The sequence below is a fragment of the Streptomyces sp. DSM 110735 genome (assembly GCF_016482685.1).
Lineage (GTDB): Bacteria > Actinomycetota > Actinomycetes > Streptomycetales > Streptomycetaceae > Streptomyces.
Genome location: NZ_JACYHF010000006.1, coordinates 174108 through 190493 on the forward strand (window position 1 = coordinate 174108; position 16386 = coordinate 190493).

Sequence of the window (16386 nt, forward strand, 5' to 3'; positions counted from 1 at the left end):
GTCACCTCCCGTCCGCCGGTCGGACCAGTTGTCTCCGACTGTACGGGCGGGGTCTGACAATCGGCTCCGGCGGCCGTCCGGACCGGCTCACGGCAGCGGCTGGACACCGGTCGGCGGCAGCGGCCGGATGCCGGTCACGGCACCGTGCGGGAGACCGCGTAGACCATCGGGTACTGCGGGTCGGAGAGGTTCACGACCACGTCCTGGGTGGGGGCAGGGTTCTTCTGCGTGTTGGTCAGACCGACCCAGGGACCGGGACCCGCGAAGTTCCAGCCGGAGACCTTGCGGTCGCGGGCGCCGATGGTGAGGTGCCCCTTCTTCAGTTCGTCGCGGCGCAGTCCCATGGTGGCGAGGAAGCTGTCGAGTCCCGCGTCGTTGGTGCGGAACTGCACGTAGAGACGGCTGGTCTTCCAGTTGTTGGTCTCGTAGTAGGCGAGGTAGTCGGCGGGGCGCGGGACGGCGACCTGGTAGAGGCGGCGCTGCACCTTGGAGGGCCAGCCCGGGGTGAGACCGGTGGCCGAGTACTTCGCCTCCTTGTCCTTGCCGCTGTCGCGGCTCTGGTTGGCGGAGATCACCAGATAGCCCGCGGGTACGCCGATGAGCAGCACGATGATGAGCAGCGTGAGGGCGCGGCGGCGGATGCGGTGGCCGGGGTCCTCGGCGGGGGCGTGCGGGGCGTCCGGGGACGCCGCCTGGTGCGGCAGCGAGGTGGTCATGCGGTGTCCCGGTCCCGGCGGCCCTGGACGTACCGCTCGTAGCGTTCGTGCCGCTCGACCCGGCGGCGCTTGGCGCGGCGGAAGCGGCGGGCGACCAGGCGGGCGAGGTCGGCGGCGCCGACCATGCCTGCCTCGGGACCGAGCTGGGCGCGGGCGATGCGGGCCTCGGGGCGGTAGCCGCGCCCGGTGAGCTGGCGCTTGAAGGCGTCGCGCGCGGGACCGATGAGCAGGTCGTCGGCGGCGCTGACCCCGCCGCCGATGACGAAGCAGGAGGGGTCGAGGGCGGCGGCGAGGTTGGCGATGCCGACGCCGAGCCACTGGCCGATGTCCTGGAGCAGCTCGATGCACATCGCGTCGCCCTCGCGGGCCAGCTCCGTGATCATGGGACCGGAGATGTCGCCGATCTGGCCCTTGACGTGCTCGATGATGCCGTAGGCGACCGGGGAGTCGGCGGCGGCCAGCTCCTTGGCCTCGCGGACGAGCGCGTTGCCGGAGCTGTACTGCTCCCAGCAGCCGCGGTTGCCGCAGGGGCAGCGGTGTCCGCCGGGCACGACCTGCATGTGGCCGAACTCGCCCGCGACGCCGAACTTGCCGCGCTTGACCTGGCCGTCCTCCAGGATGGCGCCGCCGATGCCGGTGCCCAGGGTGATCATGACGAGGTGGTCCTCGCCGCGTCCGGCGCCGAAGCGCCACTCGGCCCAGGCGGCGGTGTTGGCGTCGTTGTCGACCAGGACGGGCACCGAGAGGCGGCCGGAGAGGCGGTCGCGCAGCGGTTCGTTGCGCCAGGACAGGTGGGGGGCGAAGAGCACCCGGTTGCGGTCGGCGTCGACCCAGCCGGCCGCGCCGATGCCGACGGCGTGCACGTCGTGCCGGTCGGAGAGGTCAAGGACCAGTTCGACGATGGTGTCCTCGACGACCTTGGGGCTCTTGGACTTGTCCGGGGTCTCCGTGCGGAGCTTCTCCAGGATGTTGCCGTCGGCGTCCACGACGCCCGCCATGACCTTGGTGCCGCCGATGTCGATGCCGACGGTGGGCACGCGGGGAGCCGTGAGATGCGAACGGCGTTCCCGGGTGCCGACGGTCCGCAGTACGGGCGCTCGGCGGGAACCGATGGGGGCCGTGAGGTCGCGGTAGGTGCTCATCGTCGTCGATTCTGCCTCAACGGGCGAGGTGCATGGTGTCAAGGCGGGATAAGGGAGCGTGCGTGACCATGGACGCCGCGAACACGCTCCCCGCTCCTGTCAGCCGCGCTGGAGTTCGTGCACCAGGGCGTCGAGGTCGGCGCCGCCCGCCATCTGCTTGGTCAGCTCGTCCAGGGTGATCTCGTCACGTGTGTGATTGCCCACCATGGTGCCGCGCCGCAGCAGCACGAACCGGTCGCCGACCAGGTACGCGTGGTGCGGGTTGTGGGTGATCAGCACGACGCCGAGACCCTCGTCGCGTGCGGCGGCCACATATTTGAGGACCACACCGGACTGCTTGACGCCCAGTGCGGCGGTCGGCTCGTCCAGGACGAGGACCTTGGCGCCGAAGTGGACGGCGCGGGCGATGGCCACGCACTGGCGCTCGCCGCCGGAGAGGGTGCCGATGGGCTGGTCCACGTCGCGCAGGTCGATGCCCATGCGGAGCAGTTCGGCGCGGGTGGTGCGGCGCATGTGCTCGATGTCGAGGCGCCGGAAGGGACCGCGACCCTTGCGGGGTTCGGAGCCGAGGAAGAAGTTCCGCCAGACCGGCATCAGGGAGACGACGGCGAGGTCCTGGTAGACGGTGGCGATCCCCCGGTCCAGGGCGTCGCGCGGGGAGGTGAGCCGGGTCTCCTCGCCCTCGATGCTCAGGGTGCCGCCGTCGTGGCGGTGCAGTCCCGCGATCATCTTGATCAGGGTGGACTTGCCCGCGCCGTTGTCGCCGAGGACGCAGGTGATCTCCCCGGCGTGGACCTCCAGGGAGACGCCCTCCAGGGCGCGCACGTTGCCGTAGTGCTTGCTGACACCGGTCAGCTCGACGAGCGGCACGCGCTCTTGGGTCACGGTCATTTCGTGGCCTCCGCACGCTTGCGGACCCAGGTGTTGAGCAGGGTCGCGAGGAGGAGCATGGCTCCGAGGAAGAACTTGAACCAGTCGGGGTTCCACTCGGCGAAGACGATGCCCTTGCTGGTCATGCCGAACAGCAGCGCGCCGACCGCCGAGCCGACGGCGCTGCCGTAGCCGCCGGTGATCAGGCAGCCGCCGATGACGGCCGCGATGATGTAGATCAGCTCGTTGCCGACGCCCTCGCCGGACTGGACGGCGTCGAAGGAGAAGAGCAGGTGCTGGCCGGAGATCCAGGCGCCGAAGGCGACGCCCATGTACAGACCGATCTTGGTCCTGGAGACGGGCACGCCGACCGCGCGGGCGGCGTCCGCGTTGCCGCCGACGGCGAAGATCCAGTTGCCGACGCGGGTGCGCAGCAGCACCCAGGAGGCGACGGCGACCAGGGCGAGCCACCACAGGATGGTCACCTTGAAGTCGACGCCGCCGACGGTGAGCGTCGAGGCGAAGAGGGCGCGGGCGCTGGGGAAGCCCTCCATGTCGGCGATGGTCTTGGTGGAGACGGTGCCGTCGATCAGCTTGGTGAAGCCGAGGTTCATGCCGGTCAGCATCAGGAAGGTGCCGAGCGTGACGATGAAGCTGGGCAGCTTGGTGCGGGTCAGCATGAAGCCGTTGAAGGCGCCGATCGCGAGCGTGACCAGCAGGGACACGCCCGCGCCGACCCAGACGTTCGCCGTCATCTGGTAGCTGAACATCGAGGAGATCAGCGCGGAGGACGTCACCATGACGCCCGCCGACAGGTCGAACTCGCCGCCGATCATGAGCAGCGCCACCGGCACCGCCATGATGCCGATGGTCGAGGAGGCGTAGAGGACCGTGCTCAGGCTCGACGCGCGCAGGAATCCCTCGGCGACGAACGCGAAGAACACGAAGACGGCGAGGGCGCCGACGACCGAGCCCAGCTCGGGGCGGGAGAGCAGGTGGCGCAGCGGGGAGGTCCGCAGCAGGCGTTCGTCGGCGGAGGGTCCTTCGGGACCGGGCGGTGCGGCGGTGCCGGTGGTCGTGCTCATCGGGTGCCCCGCTGGGTGTACTCGGCGAGCGCGCCTGCCTGGTCCTTGGTGATGATCTGCGGTCCGGTCAGGACGGGCTTGCCGCCGCCGAGCATGTCGCCGTTGTACTTGTACAGCCACAGCAGGTCGATCGCCTCGTAGCCCTGGAGGTAGGGCTGCTGGTCGACGGCGAAGCCGAGGGTGCCGTCCTTCAGCTCGGCGGCGACCTTGGCGTTGAGGTCGAAGGTGTCGATCTCGGCCTTGCTGCCCGCGTCCTGCTTCGCCTTGGCGGCGGTGTCGGCGTAGGGCGCGCCCAGGGTGACGACGGCGTCCACGGAGCGGTCGGCCTGGAGCTTCGCCTCGATCGCGGACTGCACGTCGGGCATGTTGGTGCCGTTGACGTAGAGCTTCTGCACGGTGCCGTGGAAGGTCTTGGCGACGCCGTCGCAGCGCTGTTCGTGGCCGACGTTGCCCTGCTCGTGCAGGACGCACAGTGCCTTCTTGCGGCCACGCTTGTTCAGCTCGTCGCCGACCGCCTCACCGGCGATGGTCTCGTCCTGGCCGACGTGGGTGAGGGCGCCGAACTTCTTGGAGTCGGCGGAGCCGGAGTTCACCGTGATCACCGGGATGCCTGCCTTCTCGGCGCGGGCGACCGCCGCCTTGAGCGCGTCGGGCTTGGCGAGGGTGACGATGATGCCGTCGACCTTCTTGTCCACGGCGGCGTCGACGAGCTGCGCCTGCTGCTGCGCCTCGTCGTCGTGCGAGTACAGGAAGGTGACGTTGTCCTTGACGGCTGCCTGCTTGGCGCCGCTCTGGACGATGTCCCAGAAGGTGTCGCCGTCTCCGGAGTGGGTGATCATCGCGAAGGTCCAGCGGGGGGTGTTCACCGCCGACCTGCCCTGGGCGACCGCTGCCTTGCGGGCGTCCTCGGCGCGCTTGCCGCCGGTGCTGCTACAAGCGGCGAGCGAGAGACAGGCGATCACACCGAGTGCTCCTGCCGTCGCCCTGCCCACCCGGGTCCGAAACCGTGCCACGAGGCCGTGCCCTTCTTGCGTGCGTAACTAGACCGTGCTCCAACGTGCGAGAGGGGCGGGCGAGCACTCCGTCGGTTCGTCCCGGCGGTGCCGTCGCCTGCCCCAAACACTTCAGTATCGAACATACGGAACACTCGTTACATGCCCGGGGCACCCATTACGGTCCCTTTGTCCGGACATCCGGACACGTGAAGGGATGCTTTGGAACAGGCTCGGCGCCGCCTCAGGACCACCTCAGGACCGTACGAGGAGCTGGAATTCGAAGGAGTAGCGAGCCGGACGGTAGACGTGGTCGCCGTACTCGACGGCGCGCCCGGTGTCGTCGTACGTGGTGCGTCTCATGGTGAGCAGGGGGGCGCCCTCGCCCTCGGTGAGCCGTTCCGCCTCGGCGGGGGTGGCGCCGCGCGCGCCGATGGACTGGCGGGCGCTGTGCAGGGTGATCCCGGCCGCGCGCATCATCCGGTAGAGACCGGTCGCCTCCAGGCGGGCGGTGTCGAGGTCGAGCAGACCGGGCGGCAGATGGTTGACGAGGTACGCCATCGGCTCGCCGTGCGCGAGGCGCAGCCGCTCGACGCGGTGCACGTCGCCGCCCTCGGGCAGTCCGAGCGCGGCGGCGACCTCGGTGGACGCGGGCACCACGGTGTTGACGAGCACCTTGGTGGCGGGGCGCTGCCCGGCCGCCTCCAGGTCGTCGTAGAGGCTGCTCAGCTCAAGGGGGCGCTTGACCTGGCTGTGCACGACCTGGGTGCCGACGCCCCGGCGGCGCACCAGGAGCCCCTTGTCGACCAGGGACTGGATCGCCTGGCGGACGGTGGGCCGGGACAGACCGAGCCGCGCGGCCAGCTCGATCTCGTTGCCCAGCAGGCTGCCCGGGGTGAGCGCGCCGCGCTCGATGGCCGCCTCCAGTTGCTGGGAGAGCTGGAAGTACAGCGGCACCGGAGAGCCGCGGTCCACACGGAGATCGAGCGCCACGGTCGGGTCCACATCTGGTTTCGGCACGGGCTTGAGCGTAGTCCGGTGCCCGGTTGACGGGAAGTCGTGAAGTCCGATTGTCCGGACATACTGATTGACAAGTACAGGACGGCCCTCCACTTTGTTTCCATGCGCATCGGGGTCATCGGTACGGGCCGCATCGGCACCATCCACGCGAACACGCTCAGCCGCCACAGGGAGGTCGGATCGCTCATCCTGACGGACTCGAATCCGTTACGGGCACAGGAGTTGGCGCACCGTCTGGGCGAGACGGCGGCGCCCGGGGTGGACGAGGTCTTCCAGTGGGGCGTGGACGCGGTGGTGATCACCACGGCGACGTCCGCGCACGCGGAGCTGATCGGGCGGGCGGCACGCTCCGGGCTTCCGGTCTTCTGCGAGAAGCCGATCGCACTCGACCTGCCCGGCACCCTGCACGCGCTCGCGGAGGTCGAGGCGGCGGGCACGGTGCTCCAGATGGGCTTCCAGCGGCGCTTCGACGCGGGCTACGTGGGCGCCCGCGAGGCGGTCCGCTCCGGCAGACTCGGGCGTCTGCACACGGTGCGGGCGCTCACCTCCGACCAGTCGCCGCCCCCGCCGGAGTGGCTGCCGCTGTCGGGCGGGCTGTTCCGGGACACCCTGATCCACGACTTCGACGTCCTGCGCTGGGTGACCGGGCGCGAGGTGACCGACGTCTACGCGAGCGGCTCGGACGCCGGGCCGCCGATGTTCCGCGCGGCTGGTGACGTGGACACCGGCGCGGCGGTGCTCACCCTGGACGACGGCACCCTGGCCACCGCGACCGCGACCCGGCTGAACGGCGCGGGCTACGACGTCCGCATGGAGCTGGCCGGGGAACGCGACACCGTCGTGGTCGGTCTGGACGACCGCACCCCGGTCGCCTCCACCGAACCGACAGGACCGCCCCCGTGCGACAAGCCGTGGAGCGGCTTCTTCGAGCGCTTCGGCTCGGCGTACGAGGCGGAACTGCGCGCCTTCGTCGAGGTGGTGCGCGGCGAACTCCCCAACCCGTGCGACGGCCGCGAGGCGCTCCAGGCGCTGCGCGTCGCGGAGGCGTGCGAGACGTCGCGGCGCGAGCGGCGGGCGGTGGCCCTGGCCGAGGTGCCGGACCGGGCGCAGCCGTCGTACAGCTAGCGGGAGTTGCCCGCCGGCGGGGACGACTCCGCCCCGCGGCCCGGTGTGGGGGTGGGCGGCAGGGCGGAGGTCGTGCGGTGGTTACCCCGGCGGCGGCGTCAGCAGCCGAAGTCGATCAGGTCGAACGTGGCGTAGTGGTCGGAGGTGTAGTAGTCCTCCTCGTACGCCTTGCCGGTGACGATGCGCCGGGCGCCGCGCGTGGACTCGCCCGGCGTCTTGACGGTGTACTCGTGGTAGTAGCCGGACGACTGGCTGGGCAGGACGCCTTCCCGGTTCTGGAAGACGACGCCGTCCTGCGAGTAGGGGAACGGACCGCCCTGGTCGATGAGTTCCAGGGTGTCGTATGCCTGCGAGGGCAGGTCGCCGTAGCAGATGCTGCCGGTGGACGCGGTGGCCGCGTCCGCCGTGCCGGTGGCGACCGTGCCGCCGACGAGGAGCGCCGAGAGCAGCGCGGCGGCGGCGCCGATGCGAGACGTTCGTGGGGGGAATCTCATGCCCTCATGATGACGCGCGTAGACGTGGGCATGTCAATGACAAAGATGTGGATTTTCCCGTCAGGTCCCATGAGTTCTCGGGAAGTTAACCTCCCCGGAGGGGACCTCCCGGCCCCCTCCTCCGCCCCTCGGGACCCGCCTTCAGCCGCGTCGGGCGGCGCCTCACGCCTCGTCGGACAGCTCGAAGCTGCCGTACTCGGGATCGCCCGCCAGGTCGTACGTCTGGACGGAGACACCCGTGCTCGTGACGCGGCCCGCGGTGTGGCGGAAGCGGGTGGGTACGGCGCCCTCCGCGAAGAGTCGGCGCCCCGCGCCGAGGACCACCGGGAAGGTCGCGAGGTGGAGGGTGTCCAGGAGGCGGAGGTTGATCAGGGAGCGGACCAGGGCGCCGCTGCCGTGGATCTGGATCTGCCCCTCGGTGCTCTCCTTGAGCGTGCGGACCTCCTTGGCGAGGTCGCCGGAGAGGACGGTGGTGCGGTTCCAGGACGGGTCCTGGAGGGTGGCGGAGACGACGTACTTGGGCAGCCCGTTGAGCTTCGCCGCGATCAGGTGGTCCGGATCGGTCACGTGCGGCCAGTACGCGGCGAAGATGTCGTAGGTGTGCCGTCCGAGCAGGAACGCCTCGGGGTTCTCGAACACCTCGGTGATGAACGCGCCGAAGTCCGGGTCGGAGAACGGGACGGTCCAGCCGCCCTGGCCGAAGCCGCCGCTGGTGTCCTCCTCCGGGCCGCCGGGACCCTGGTAGACACCGTCGAGGCTGACGAAGACGGTGGAGACTAGCGTGGCCATGAGGTGCCTTCTTCCGATGCCGGGGTCCGCTGTCGGCGGGGAGCCGCCGTTGTCAACGGTGCAGACCCCGGCTCGGCGCGCAACTCATCGGTCCGCCCCGGAACGGCGGCGAGGAGTGCGCGGGTGTACGGGTGGACCGGCGCCCGGAACAACTCGTCGGCCGGGGCGTCCTCCAGAACCCGGCCGCCCCGCATGACCACCACGCGGTGCGCGATCCGCCGTACGACGGCGAGGTCGTGCGAGATGAAGAGGTACGCCACCCCGGTGTCGGCCTGGAGTTCGGCCAGCAGGCGCAGGATCTGGTCCTGGACGGTGACGTCGAGGGCGGAGACCGGTTCGTCGCACACGACCAGGTCCGGGGAGAGCGCCAGCGCGCGGGCGATCGCGACGCGCTGCCGCTGCCCCCCGGAGAGTTCGGCAGGTCTGCGCCGGGCAGCCGTCGCGGGCAGCGCGACCCGGTCGAGCAGCTCGGCCACCCGTGCGGCGGCGCCCGGCACCCGGAAGGCGCGCAGCGGTTCGCCGACGCTCTCGCCGACCGTCAGGCGCGGGTCCAGGGAGGCGTAGGGGTTCTGGTAGACGAGCTGGACCCGGCGGCGCAGCGCCCGCAGCCGGGCGCCCCGGGCGTCGGTGACGTCGTCGCCGTCGAGGCGTATACGACCCGAGGTCGGGGGCGTCAGGCGCAGCACCAGCCGGGCGGTCGTCGACTTGCCGGAGCCGGACTCGCCCACCAGGGCGACCGTTTCGCCGCGGTGCACGGTGAGGGAGACGTCGTCCACGGCGCGCAGGGTGCGGGCGGCGCCCTCGCCACGGGGCAGCGGGAAGTCCTTGGTGAGGTGCTCGGTCTCCAGGAGGGGTGCCGGACCGGGAGCGGGCGGGGGCGGCGAGGGGGCGTCCAGTCGCGGGGCGCTGCTCAGGAGCCGCCGGGTGTAGGGGTCGGCGGGGGCGGCGAGCAGGGGACCGCTCGGACCGGACTCGACGATCCTGCCCTCCGACATGACCGCGATCCGGTCCGCCCGGTCGGCGGCCACCCCGAGGTCGTGGGTGACCAGGAGCACGGCGGTGCCCGACTCGCGGACGAGCGCCTGGAGCCGGTCCAGGATGCCCCGCTGCACGGTGACGTCCAGGGCGCTGGTGGGCTCGTCCGCGATGATCAGCCGGGGGTCGCCCGCGAGCGCGATGGCGATCAGGGCGCGCTGCCGCATCCCGCCGGAGAGTTCGTGCGGACGGCGCCGCGCCTGGGTGCGCGGGTCCGGCAGCCCGGCGCGGGCGAGCAGGTCGAGCGCCCGCTCGTGCGCGGTGCGCCGCGTGGCGAGCCGGTGGATGCGCAGCACTTCGGCCACCTGGGTGCCGATCCGCTGCACGGGGTTGAGGGAGACGGCCGGGTCCTGCGGGACCAGGGCGACACCGGTGCCGCGTACGGTCCGCAACTCTTTCTCGGACAGCGCGGTGAGGTCGCGGCCGCCGAACAGGACGCGTCCGGCGTCGATCCCGCCGCCCCGGGGCAGCAGGCGGGTGACGGCGTGGGCGGTGGTGCTCTTGCCGGACCCGGACTCCCCGACGAGGGCCACGATCTCGCCCGGTGCGACGTCGAGGTCGACACCGCGTACGGCGTGGTGGAGACCGCCGGTGCGGGTGCGGTAGCAGACGTGCAGGTCCTGGAGGGAGAGGAGGGGCGGCTCCCCTGCGGGCGGCTTCCCTGCGGGCGGCTCCCCTGCGGGCGGCTCCCCTGCGGGCGGCTTGCGCACAGGCTTCGGAAGGGGAGGCGTCGTCATCGCTGCTCCGTCCAGGTGCCGTCGAACGCGCGGGAGAGGCGGTTGACCGCCAGGACGAGGGCGGCGACGGTCAGCCCGGCGAGCGTCGACACCCACCAGGCGTCGGCGAGGTAGTCGCGGCCGTCGGCGATCAGCGTGCCCCACTCGGGCGCGGGCGGCGGTGCGCCGTAGCCGAGGAAGCTGAGGGAGGCGACCGACAGGACGGCGGTGCCGAGGTCGAGGGTGGCCAGGGCCAGCACCGCTCCCGCCGAGTTCGGCAGGACGTGCCGGACCAGTACGGTCCACCAGCGGGCGCCGGAGACCCGTGCCGCCTCCACGTAGGCGGTGTGCCGTACGCGCAGCACTTCCGCGCGCGCCACCCGCGCGAACCCCGCGACACCGGCGACCCCGACGGCCAGCGCCACCTGCGCGGTGCCCGGGCCGAGCGCGGCGACCACCGCCAGGGAGAGGAACAGTCCGGGCACGGCGAGCAGCACGTCCACGAGCCGCATCAGCACGCTCTCCACCCAGCCCCCGGCGAACCCGGCGACGAGACCGAGCCCGCCGCCCACCGCGAACGCCACGGCGACGGCGATCAGGGTCGCCTTGAGGGACAGCGCGGCGCCGTACACCACGCGCGCGTAGAGGTCCCGGCCCAGCCCGTCGGTGCCGAACCAGTGCTGGGGTCCTGGTGGGCTGAGGATCTCGGAGGGTACGCCGCGCAGGGGGTCGCGACCGGTGAACAGCTCCGGCCGGAAGGCGGCGAGGACCATCGCGGCCACGATCAGCAGGGACAGGACCAGACCGGGGCGGCGCAGGAGATGGCGCAGGGTCCGGCGGGCGTGGGCGCGCGGGGGTGTGGGCTGTTGCTCCGGACCGGTCGCCGGGCGGGGGACGGTCGGCGCCTCGCTCACGTGTAGCTCCTTCGTCCGGAGATGACGATGCGGCGGTCGAGCAGCGGTCCTGCCAGGTCGACCAGGAGGTTGAGGAGGACGAAGACCAGCGCGCCGAAGACCACCACGCCCTGCACCACGGGGATGTCCCGCACGGTGACGGCGTCGGTGGTGACGCGGCCGAGCCCGTTGCGGGAGAAGACGTTCTCCACGACGACCGCGTTGGCCGTCAACTGCCCGGCGAGCACGCCGATCACGGTCAGCGCGGGGAGTGCCGCGTTGCGCAGGGCGTGGTGCAACCGCACGCGGACCCGACCCGCGCCCTTGGCCCGCGCGGTCTGCACATAGGGCTCGTCCAGCACCGCCAGCAGGCTCTGCGACAGCACCTGGGCCACCAGTACGGCGGCGGGCAGCGCCAGCGTGACGGCGGGCAGGACGAGCCCGGCAGCTCCGGCGTCGCCGAAGGCGGGGAAGAGGCGCAGCCGGAAGGAGAAGAGCTGGACGAGCATCAGCCCGACCCAGAACGCGGGCAGCGAGATGCCGACGGCGGGCAGCGACAGCAGCAGCCGTCGCAGCGGACCCCGGCTCGTGGACGCCGCCGCCAGCGCCAGCGCGCCACCGAGCAGCACCGCCAACGGCAGCGCCATGCCGGTCAGTTCGAGTGTCGAGGGCAGCGCGTCGGCGAGGGTGGCCGCCACCGGTCGGCCGGTGGCGACCGAGTCCCCGAAGTCGCCGCGCAGGGCGTGCCCGAGCGAGGTCGCGTACCGCACGAGCAGCGGTCGGTCGAAGCCGTACTGCGCCCGCAGTTCGGCCAGCCGCTCGGGGGTGACCTGGGTGGAGTTCAGCCCGGCACCGGCCATCGCCGCGACCGGGTCGCCGGGCAGCAGGTCGAGCAGCAGAAAGGTCAGCGTGTACGCCGCCCACAGCACGCCGACGGCCTGGGCGAGGCGCCAGAGTACGTACCGTCGCATCGTCGTCCTTCACATCCGGGCAGGGGCTGCCGAAGTCCGCCTTTGCATGGCGGACTTCAGCTCTTCCAGGTGTCGTGCAGCCGGACGCCGCCGGACGCGCCGAGGGTCAGCCCGTGGACTCCCCCGGCGACCCCGACCAGGGTCTCCTGGTCGACGATCGGCAGGACGTAGGCGGCGCGCACGATCAACTGCTGGGCTTTGGCGACCAGTTGGTTCCGCCTGGCGGTGTCGGTCGTGGTCGCCTGCTCGTCCAGGGCGGCGTCGAGGGCGCCGCCGGGCAGCCGGTAGGAGTTGACGAGGCGGGTCGAGTACAGGGTGCGCAGCGCGTCGGGGTCGGCGCGGGTGAGGTCGCCGCCCCACAGGGCGTCGTAGTCGCCGGTGCGGAGGGTCTGCGGGAACTGGGTGACCTCCAGCCGCTTGATGACGAGCGCGATGCCGACGTCCTTGAGCTGCTGCTGGACGAGTTCGAGGGCGGCTTCGTAGGAACCGGCTTTGCTGAAGGACACCACGGTCAGCTTCAGGGGCTTGCCGTCCTTGCGGCGGATTCCGTCACCGCCCGGTTTCCAACCGGCTTCCGAGAGAAGTGACTTGGACCTCTGCCGGTCGTAGGTCAGGTCCATGGAGAGGTCCGTGTAGCCGGGGGTGGTGCGGGAGAGGACGCTGGTGGCGGCGCGGGTGCCGGTGGGGAAGACGGCGCCGGCGATCTCCGCGCGGTTGATCGCCGCCTGGGCTGCCTGGCGTACCCGGGGGTCGCGGGTGAGCGGACGGCCGTTGTTGAAACCGAGGTTGAAGACCACGCCGGGGTTGGCGCGCCGTTCGACACCGGCGCCGCCTCGGCGCAGTACCGCCTCGTCCTGGCGGCGGACCCCGCCGATCACGTCGGCCTGACCGGAGCCGAGGCTGCCCGCGCGTACGCCCGCCTCCGCGACCACGCTGAACGTCACGGAGTCGAGGTAGGCGGCGCCCTTCTTCTTCCAGGCGGTGGAGCCCCAGGCGTATCCCGTGCGCTTCTTGAGGGTGAGGGACTGGTTCTGCCGGTAGCCGGACACCGTGAAGGGACCGGAGCCGTGGACGCCGTCGCCGCAGCGGCGCTGGGCGGTCCGTGCGGTGTCGGCGGGCGAGACAAGACCGAGTGACGGGGTCGAAGTCGCTTGCAGGAACTGTGCGTTGGGACGGTCGAAGGTGACCTCGGCGGTCAGCTTGTCGACGACGCGCGTGCCCCGGTAGCCGGTGAGATAGCCCTGCGCGAGGATCGCCAGACCGCCGAGCCGGGGTATCGCGTCGAGGTTCTTCTTGACCGCCTCGGCGTCCACGGGCTTGCCGTCGCTGAAGGTCGCGCCCGGCCGCAGCCGGAAGGTGAAGGTGCGCGCCTTGTCCGACACCTCCCAACTCTTCGCCAGCCAGGGGACGATGCGACCCGTCGACGGGTCCTGGTCGGTGAGGGAGTCGACGGTCTGGCGCAGCGCGTACAGCGTGTCGCTGCTGCCGACCTGCTGCGGGTCGAGGCATCCGGCGTCGGTGCCGACGGCGAACCGCAGGTTCCCGCCGGACTTCGGCGTACCGGTCCCGCCGCGCGCGTCACCGGGGGCGGCGCCCCCACAGGCGCTCGACACGGCGGCGACGGTCAGGGCAAGGACGAGGGACGAGGCCGGCCTGAGCCGCCCCGGGCGATCGTGGGTCACGGGCGCTGTCTCCTGCGGAGTGAGACCAGGGGAAAGGGCGTGCGGGGGGATCGGCCGAGGGTCCTGCGAGGGGGGGGAGGGAGCGGCCACGGGAATGCGCGCGGAACCGGCGCCCACGACCTGTGCGGAAGGCGCCGGGGAACTCACCGGATCAGGCGGCGGTACACCCCGCGCTGTTCACGCGCCGCAGGTCGATGTGGCGGCGCGAGGAGAGCCACGCCGAGACGGGAGCGGGCACGGCGGCACGGTCGGGGAAAAGCGGTACACGCATGACTGCTTTCCTCCCCCGTGCGGCAGGCCGAAGCGCCCCCGATAACGCGCCCACCGTAGCGAGTTCCGCCGAGAACGGTCAATGGCGAGTTTCCATGCCCCGGAAACTCCGTGGCATCATGAGCGGAAACTCGTCCGGCGGCCCGGAAAGGACCGACATGGCCTCCACGAACGACGATCTTCTCGCCACCATCGCGGCGGAACGGGAGATCTACCGGACTTTCTACACGTTCTTCCGGCTGGTGGACACGGGCCGGTACGAACAGCTCGTCGACTGCTTCACCAAGGACGCCCTGATCGAGTACGACGTGATGCCCGGGCCCACCCAGCGCTTCCACGGCCGCGACGAGTTCACCGCGTTCATGTCGGCGGGCAGCCGCTGGCGGCGCGAGCCCACGGTCGCCCATGTGCTCGGCCAGACCCTCATCGAATGGACCGACGGCCGCCCCCACGTGCAGGCTTACGCCACGGTCTGGCACTGGAGCGCCACCCGCACCCCGGACGGCCGCCACCGCCCCGCCGACTGGACCGTGGTCGGACTGGTGGAGGACGACTTCGAGCTGGAGGACGGCCGCTGGCTCATCAGCCGGCGTCATGTGGCGCCGGTGGCGGGGCTGGTCGCGGCGGGGACGGGACCGATGTAGGGGTTTTCCCCGGGTGGCGCTTTCCCAGTGCTGCATTTCTACCGACCGGCGCGCGGACGCGTGCGCCGGGGGGGAGATCGGGATCTTCGAAAAGTGTCACCGATGTATCCGAATTTCCGTCACCGATGTTTCCGAACAACTGTCACCGGTGTTCCGAAATAAACTCTCCCCACGGGGGCCGGATTCCCGGATGATGATGGCCGGTCCCCACCTCACCGGAATTGTGGCATCGTTCACGTTTGAACCCTGGGTAGTGCTGCCCGGGCACGGGTTTTCGGACAGCGGCACGATCCCCGGCATTCCGTCCTTCCCGCTCAGGGCAGGGGCACGGCGCGCACCGGCCGATTCCGGTCGGTCAGGCGTTTGACACTGCGGCAATATTGGCCGTGTACGGTCGAGCCGGTTCCGCCAGAGCGTGTCTGCTCAGCGTGCCTCACCCCAGCCCGCCCCGGTGCCCCGGACAGTGCCGTCCGGCTGCGGCCCGGCGGGCCCGACACGCGGCACCGGGCAGCATCCAGCCGAGCCCAGGGGGAGACGATGACCGAGATTGCGCAGCCGACCGGTCGACCGCGGAGTGGTCCGGGGCCGTTCCGGGAGGGCTCCGCCGTCTACATACCCGGACGCCAGGAATCCGACGACGAACGCGTGCCGCCCGACGAGGTCTGCCTGTCGCTGCACAGCCTCGAACTCGCCAATCTCGGGGTGCGCCGCGCGCTGGTGCACGAGCAGGTCGAGACGATCCTGGAGGCATCGGACCGGCGCGGTCACCCGTACTGCATGTGGCTGGCGATCCTGACCCTGCTCTATACCGGTGATCTGGTCTCCGCGCGCGCCCGCTGCCGTCAACTGCTCATGGACCCCAGGTGGTTGGGGTCACCCCGGCATCAGGCGCTGCTGGCGCTGCTGCGCGCCCGGGTCAGTCTGCTGGCCGGTGACGGGGTCAAGTCGGCGGCGCTGCTGGGTGAGGTGCTCGCCCGCGGTCTGCCGCCGGAGCTGACCCGGCCGGCCGTGGCGTGGCTCGTGGAGGCACAGGTCCTCGCGGGCAGCCCGGACGCCGCGCACGGCGTGCTGCTCGCGCATGAGCTGGCGGGGCGCCTCGACCCGGAACTTCCTGACGTGGCACTGGTGTTGGCCGCGCGGGGCGCGCTGCACATGGCGACCGGCAACTGCAAGCAGGCGCTGGAGGACTTCACGGCCTGCGGACGGGTCCTCACCGCGCAGGGCGTCACCAACCCGGCGGTCGTGCCGTGGCGTTCGCGCGCCGCGTTCGCGGCACTCGCCACCGGGCGCAACGACCTGGCGCTCGCGCTGGCCGCCGACGAGCTGACGGCGGCGCGCAAGTGGGGCGCGGCACGGGGCATCGGCATCGCGCTGCACGCCGTCGCGGTGGCAGGACGGGACGACTCCTCGCCCGCACTGCTGGAGGAGGCGGTGGAGCTGCTCGATCTGGCCCATGCGCGCGGCGAGCTGATCCACGCCCTCCACGACCTCGCCGTTCTGCAGAAGGAGCGCGGCGAACCGGCTGTGGCACGCTCGCGCCTGGAGGCTGCGGCCGAGGTCGCCCGCGAGAGCCGCAACGGTCTGTGGCCCGCCCGGCTCGGTCTTGTCCTGGAGCGCCGGGACCTGCCGGACCTGACCGGTCAGGAGCTGCGCATCAGCGAGCTGGCCCGCGCCGGGTACAGCAACCGGCAGATCGCGGAGACGCTCTTTCTCGCCGTGCGCACGGTCGAGTTCCATCTGTCGAGCGTCTACCGCAAACTCGGTGTGTCCGGGCGACGGGAGCTGATTTCCGTGCTGGGTTCTCCGTCGCCCTGACATTCCGCGCGCCCGCGTAAAACGCGCCGTCCCCCAGCTTCGGGGGGGCGGCGCGTTTTTCTCTGCCCGCGAGTTCCCGCAAGCCACGGGTTTCCCCTCCCACGGGACCGCAGCGCGACCACAGGAA

The 16386-nt window shown here is 71.6% G+C and carries 15 protein-coding genes; 3 read left to right on the forward strand and 12 right to left on the reverse strand.

The window, feature by feature from the left end:
• Positions 1-134: 134 nt before the first annotated feature.
• The 6 genes from IF655_RS12425 to IF655_RS12450 form a co-directional block, all read right to left on the reverse strand.
• The gene (locus IF655_RS12425; protein ID WP_199584552.1) at positions 135-716 is read right to left on the reverse strand and encodes a sugar kinase; all 582 of its coding nucleotides are present in this window, start codon (positions 714-716) and stop codon (positions 135-137) included.
• Entirely contained in the window at positions 713-1858 is a 1146-nt protein-coding gene (locus tag IF655_RS12430; RefSeq protein ID WP_199584556.1) for an ROK family glucokinase, read from the reverse strand. Before IF655_RS12430 ends, IF655_RS12425 begins: the two co-directional genes overlap by 4 nt.
• A gap of 99 nt (positions 1859-1957) precedes the next feature.
• Positions 1958-2749 (reverse strand): ATP-binding cassette domain-containing protein, encoded by a 792-nt coding sequence (locus tag IF655_RS12435; RefSeq protein WP_199584558.1) that lies wholly within the window; start codon positions 2747-2749, stop codon positions 1958-1960.
• Positions 2746-3813: an ABC transporter permease gene (locus IF655_RS12440; protein ID WP_199584560.1), complete on the reverse strand. Its 1068-nt coding sequence runs from the start codon at positions 3811-3813 to the stop codon at positions 2746-2748. The genes IF655_RS12435 and IF655_RS12440 overlap by 4 nt, the downstream gene beginning before the upstream one ends.
• Positions 3810-4826 (reverse strand): sugar ABC transporter substrate-binding protein, encoded by a 1017-nt coding sequence (locus tag IF655_RS12445; protein ID WP_199584562.1) that lies wholly within the window; start codon positions 4824-4826, stop codon positions 3810-3812. Before IF655_RS12445 ends, IF655_RS12440 begins: the two co-directional genes overlap by 4 nt.
• A gap of 234 nt (positions 4827-5060) precedes the next feature.
• Positions 5061-5798, reverse strand: a complete 738-nt coding sequence (locus tag IF655_RS12450) for a GntR family transcriptional regulator (RefSeq protein ID WP_199584915.1) — start codon at positions 5796-5798, stop codon at positions 5061-5063.
• 129 nt (positions 5799-5927) lie between these two features.
• Here IF655_RS12450 and IF655_RS12455 point away from each other — a divergent pair, with 129 nt between their 5' ends.
• Entirely contained in the window at positions 5928-6950 is a 1023-nt protein-coding gene (locus IF655_RS12455; RefSeq protein WP_199584568.1) for a Gfo/Idh/MocA family oxidoreductase, read from the forward strand.
• 98 nt (positions 6951-7048) lie between these two features.
• Here the strand turns inward: IF655_RS12455 and IF655_RS12460 are convergent, their stop codons facing one another.
• The 6 genes from IF655_RS12460 to IF655_RS12485 form a co-directional block, all read right to left on the reverse strand.
• Positions 7049-7444 (reverse strand): ribonuclease domain-containing protein, encoded by a 396-nt coding sequence (locus tag IF655_RS12460; protein ID WP_199584570.1) that lies wholly within the window; start codon positions 7442-7444, stop codon positions 7049-7051.
• A 162-nt stretch (positions 7445-7606) separates the two neighbouring features.
• Positions 7607-8233 carry a dihydrofolate reductase family protein gene (locus IF655_RS12465; protein ID WP_199584572.1) on the reverse strand — a complete coding sequence of 209 codons (627 nt, stop codon included), beginning with the start codon at positions 8231-8233 and terminating at the stop codon, positions 7607-7609.
• On the reverse strand, positions 8221-10005 hold the full coding sequence (locus IF655_RS12470; protein WP_199584574.1) for an ABC transporter ATP-binding protein: 1785 nt from the start codon (positions 10003-10005) through the stop codon (positions 8221-8223). Before IF655_RS12470 ends, IF655_RS12465 begins: the two co-directional genes overlap by 13 nt.
• Positions 10002-10898, reverse strand: coding sequence for an ABC transporter permease (locus IF655_RS12475; RefSeq protein ID WP_199584576.1), 897 nt, complete (start codon positions 10896-10898; stop codon positions 10002-10004). Before IF655_RS12475 ends, IF655_RS12470 begins: the two co-directional genes overlap by 4 nt.
• On the reverse strand, positions 10895-11848 hold the full coding sequence (locus IF655_RS12480) for an ABC transporter permease (protein WP_199584578.1): 954 nt from the start codon (positions 11846-11848) through the stop codon (positions 10895-10897). Before IF655_RS12480 ends, IF655_RS12475 begins: the two co-directional genes overlap by 4 nt.
• A gap of 56 nt (positions 11849-11904) precedes the next feature.
• Positions 11905-13530 (reverse strand): ABC transporter substrate-binding protein, encoded by a 1626-nt coding sequence (locus tag IF655_RS12485; RefSeq protein ID WP_199584580.1) that lies wholly within the window; start codon positions 13528-13530, stop codon positions 11905-11907.
• A 428-nt stretch (positions 13531-13958) separates the two neighbouring features.
• Here IF655_RS12485 and IF655_RS12490 point away from each other — a divergent pair, with 428 nt between their 5' ends.
• Together IF655_RS12490 and IF655_RS12495 are read left to right on the forward strand one after the other, a co-directional pair.
• Positions 13959-14444 (forward strand): nuclear transport factor 2 family protein, encoded by a 486-nt coding sequence (locus IF655_RS12490; RefSeq protein WP_199584582.1) that lies wholly within the window; start codon positions 13959-13961, stop codon positions 14442-14444.
• 537 nt (positions 14445-14981) lie between these two features.
• Positions 14982-16259: a helix-turn-helix transcriptional regulator gene (locus IF655_RS12495; protein ID WP_199584583.1), complete on the forward strand. Its 1278-nt coding sequence runs from the start codon at positions 14982-14984 to the stop codon at positions 16257-16259.
• The last annotated feature ends 127 nt before the right edge of the window (positions 16260-16386 follow it).

What these genes read in the sequence shown, in the direction of transcription:
- IF655_RS12425 (WP_199584552.1), bottom strand. Translation starts at nt 716, where the DNA reads ATGACCACCTCGCTGCCGCACCAGGCGGCGTCCCCGGACGCCCCGCAC.
- IF655_RS12430 (WP_199584556.1), bottom strand. Translation starts at nt 1,858, where the DNA reads ATGAGCACCTACCGCGACCTCACGGCCCCCATCGGTTCCCGCCGAGCG.
- IF655_RS12435 (WP_199584558.1), bottom strand. Translation starts at nt 2,749, where the DNA reads ATGACCGTGACCCAAGAGCGCGTGCCGCTCGTCGAGCTGACCGGTGTC.
- IF655_RS12440 (WP_199584560.1), bottom strand. Translation starts at nt 3,813, where the DNA reads ATGAGCACGACCACCGGCACCGCCGCACCGCCCGGTCCCGAAGGACCC.
- IF655_RS12455 (WP_199584568.1), top strand. Translation starts at nt 5,928, where the DNA reads ATGCGCATCGGGGTCATCGGTACGGGCCGCATCGGCACCATCCACGCG.
- IF655_RS12460 (WP_199584570.1), bottom strand. Translation starts at nt 7,444, where the DNA reads ATGAGATTCCCCCCACGAACGTCTCGCATCGGCGCCGCCGCCGCGCTG.
- IF655_RS12465 (WP_199584572.1), bottom strand. Translation starts at nt 8,233, where the DNA reads ATGGCCACGCTAGTCTCCACCGTCTTCGTCAGCCTCGACGGTGTCTAC.
- IF655_RS12470 (WP_199584574.1), bottom strand. Translation starts at nt 10,005, where the DNA reads ATGACGACGCCTCCCCTTCCGAAGCCTGTGCGCAAGCCGCCCGCAGGG.
- IF655_RS12480 (WP_199584578.1), bottom strand. Translation starts at nt 11,848, where the DNA reads ATGCGACGGTACGTACTCTGGCGCCTCGCCCAGGCCGTCGGCGTGCTG.
- IF655_RS12490 (WP_199584582.1), top strand. Translation starts at nt 13,959, where the DNA reads ATGGCCTCCACGAACGACGATCTTCTCGCCACCATCGCGGCGGAACGG.
- IF655_RS12495 (WP_199584583.1), top strand. Translation starts at nt 14,982, where the DNA reads ATGACCGAGATTGCGCAGCCGACCGGTCGACCGCGGAGTGGTCCGGGG.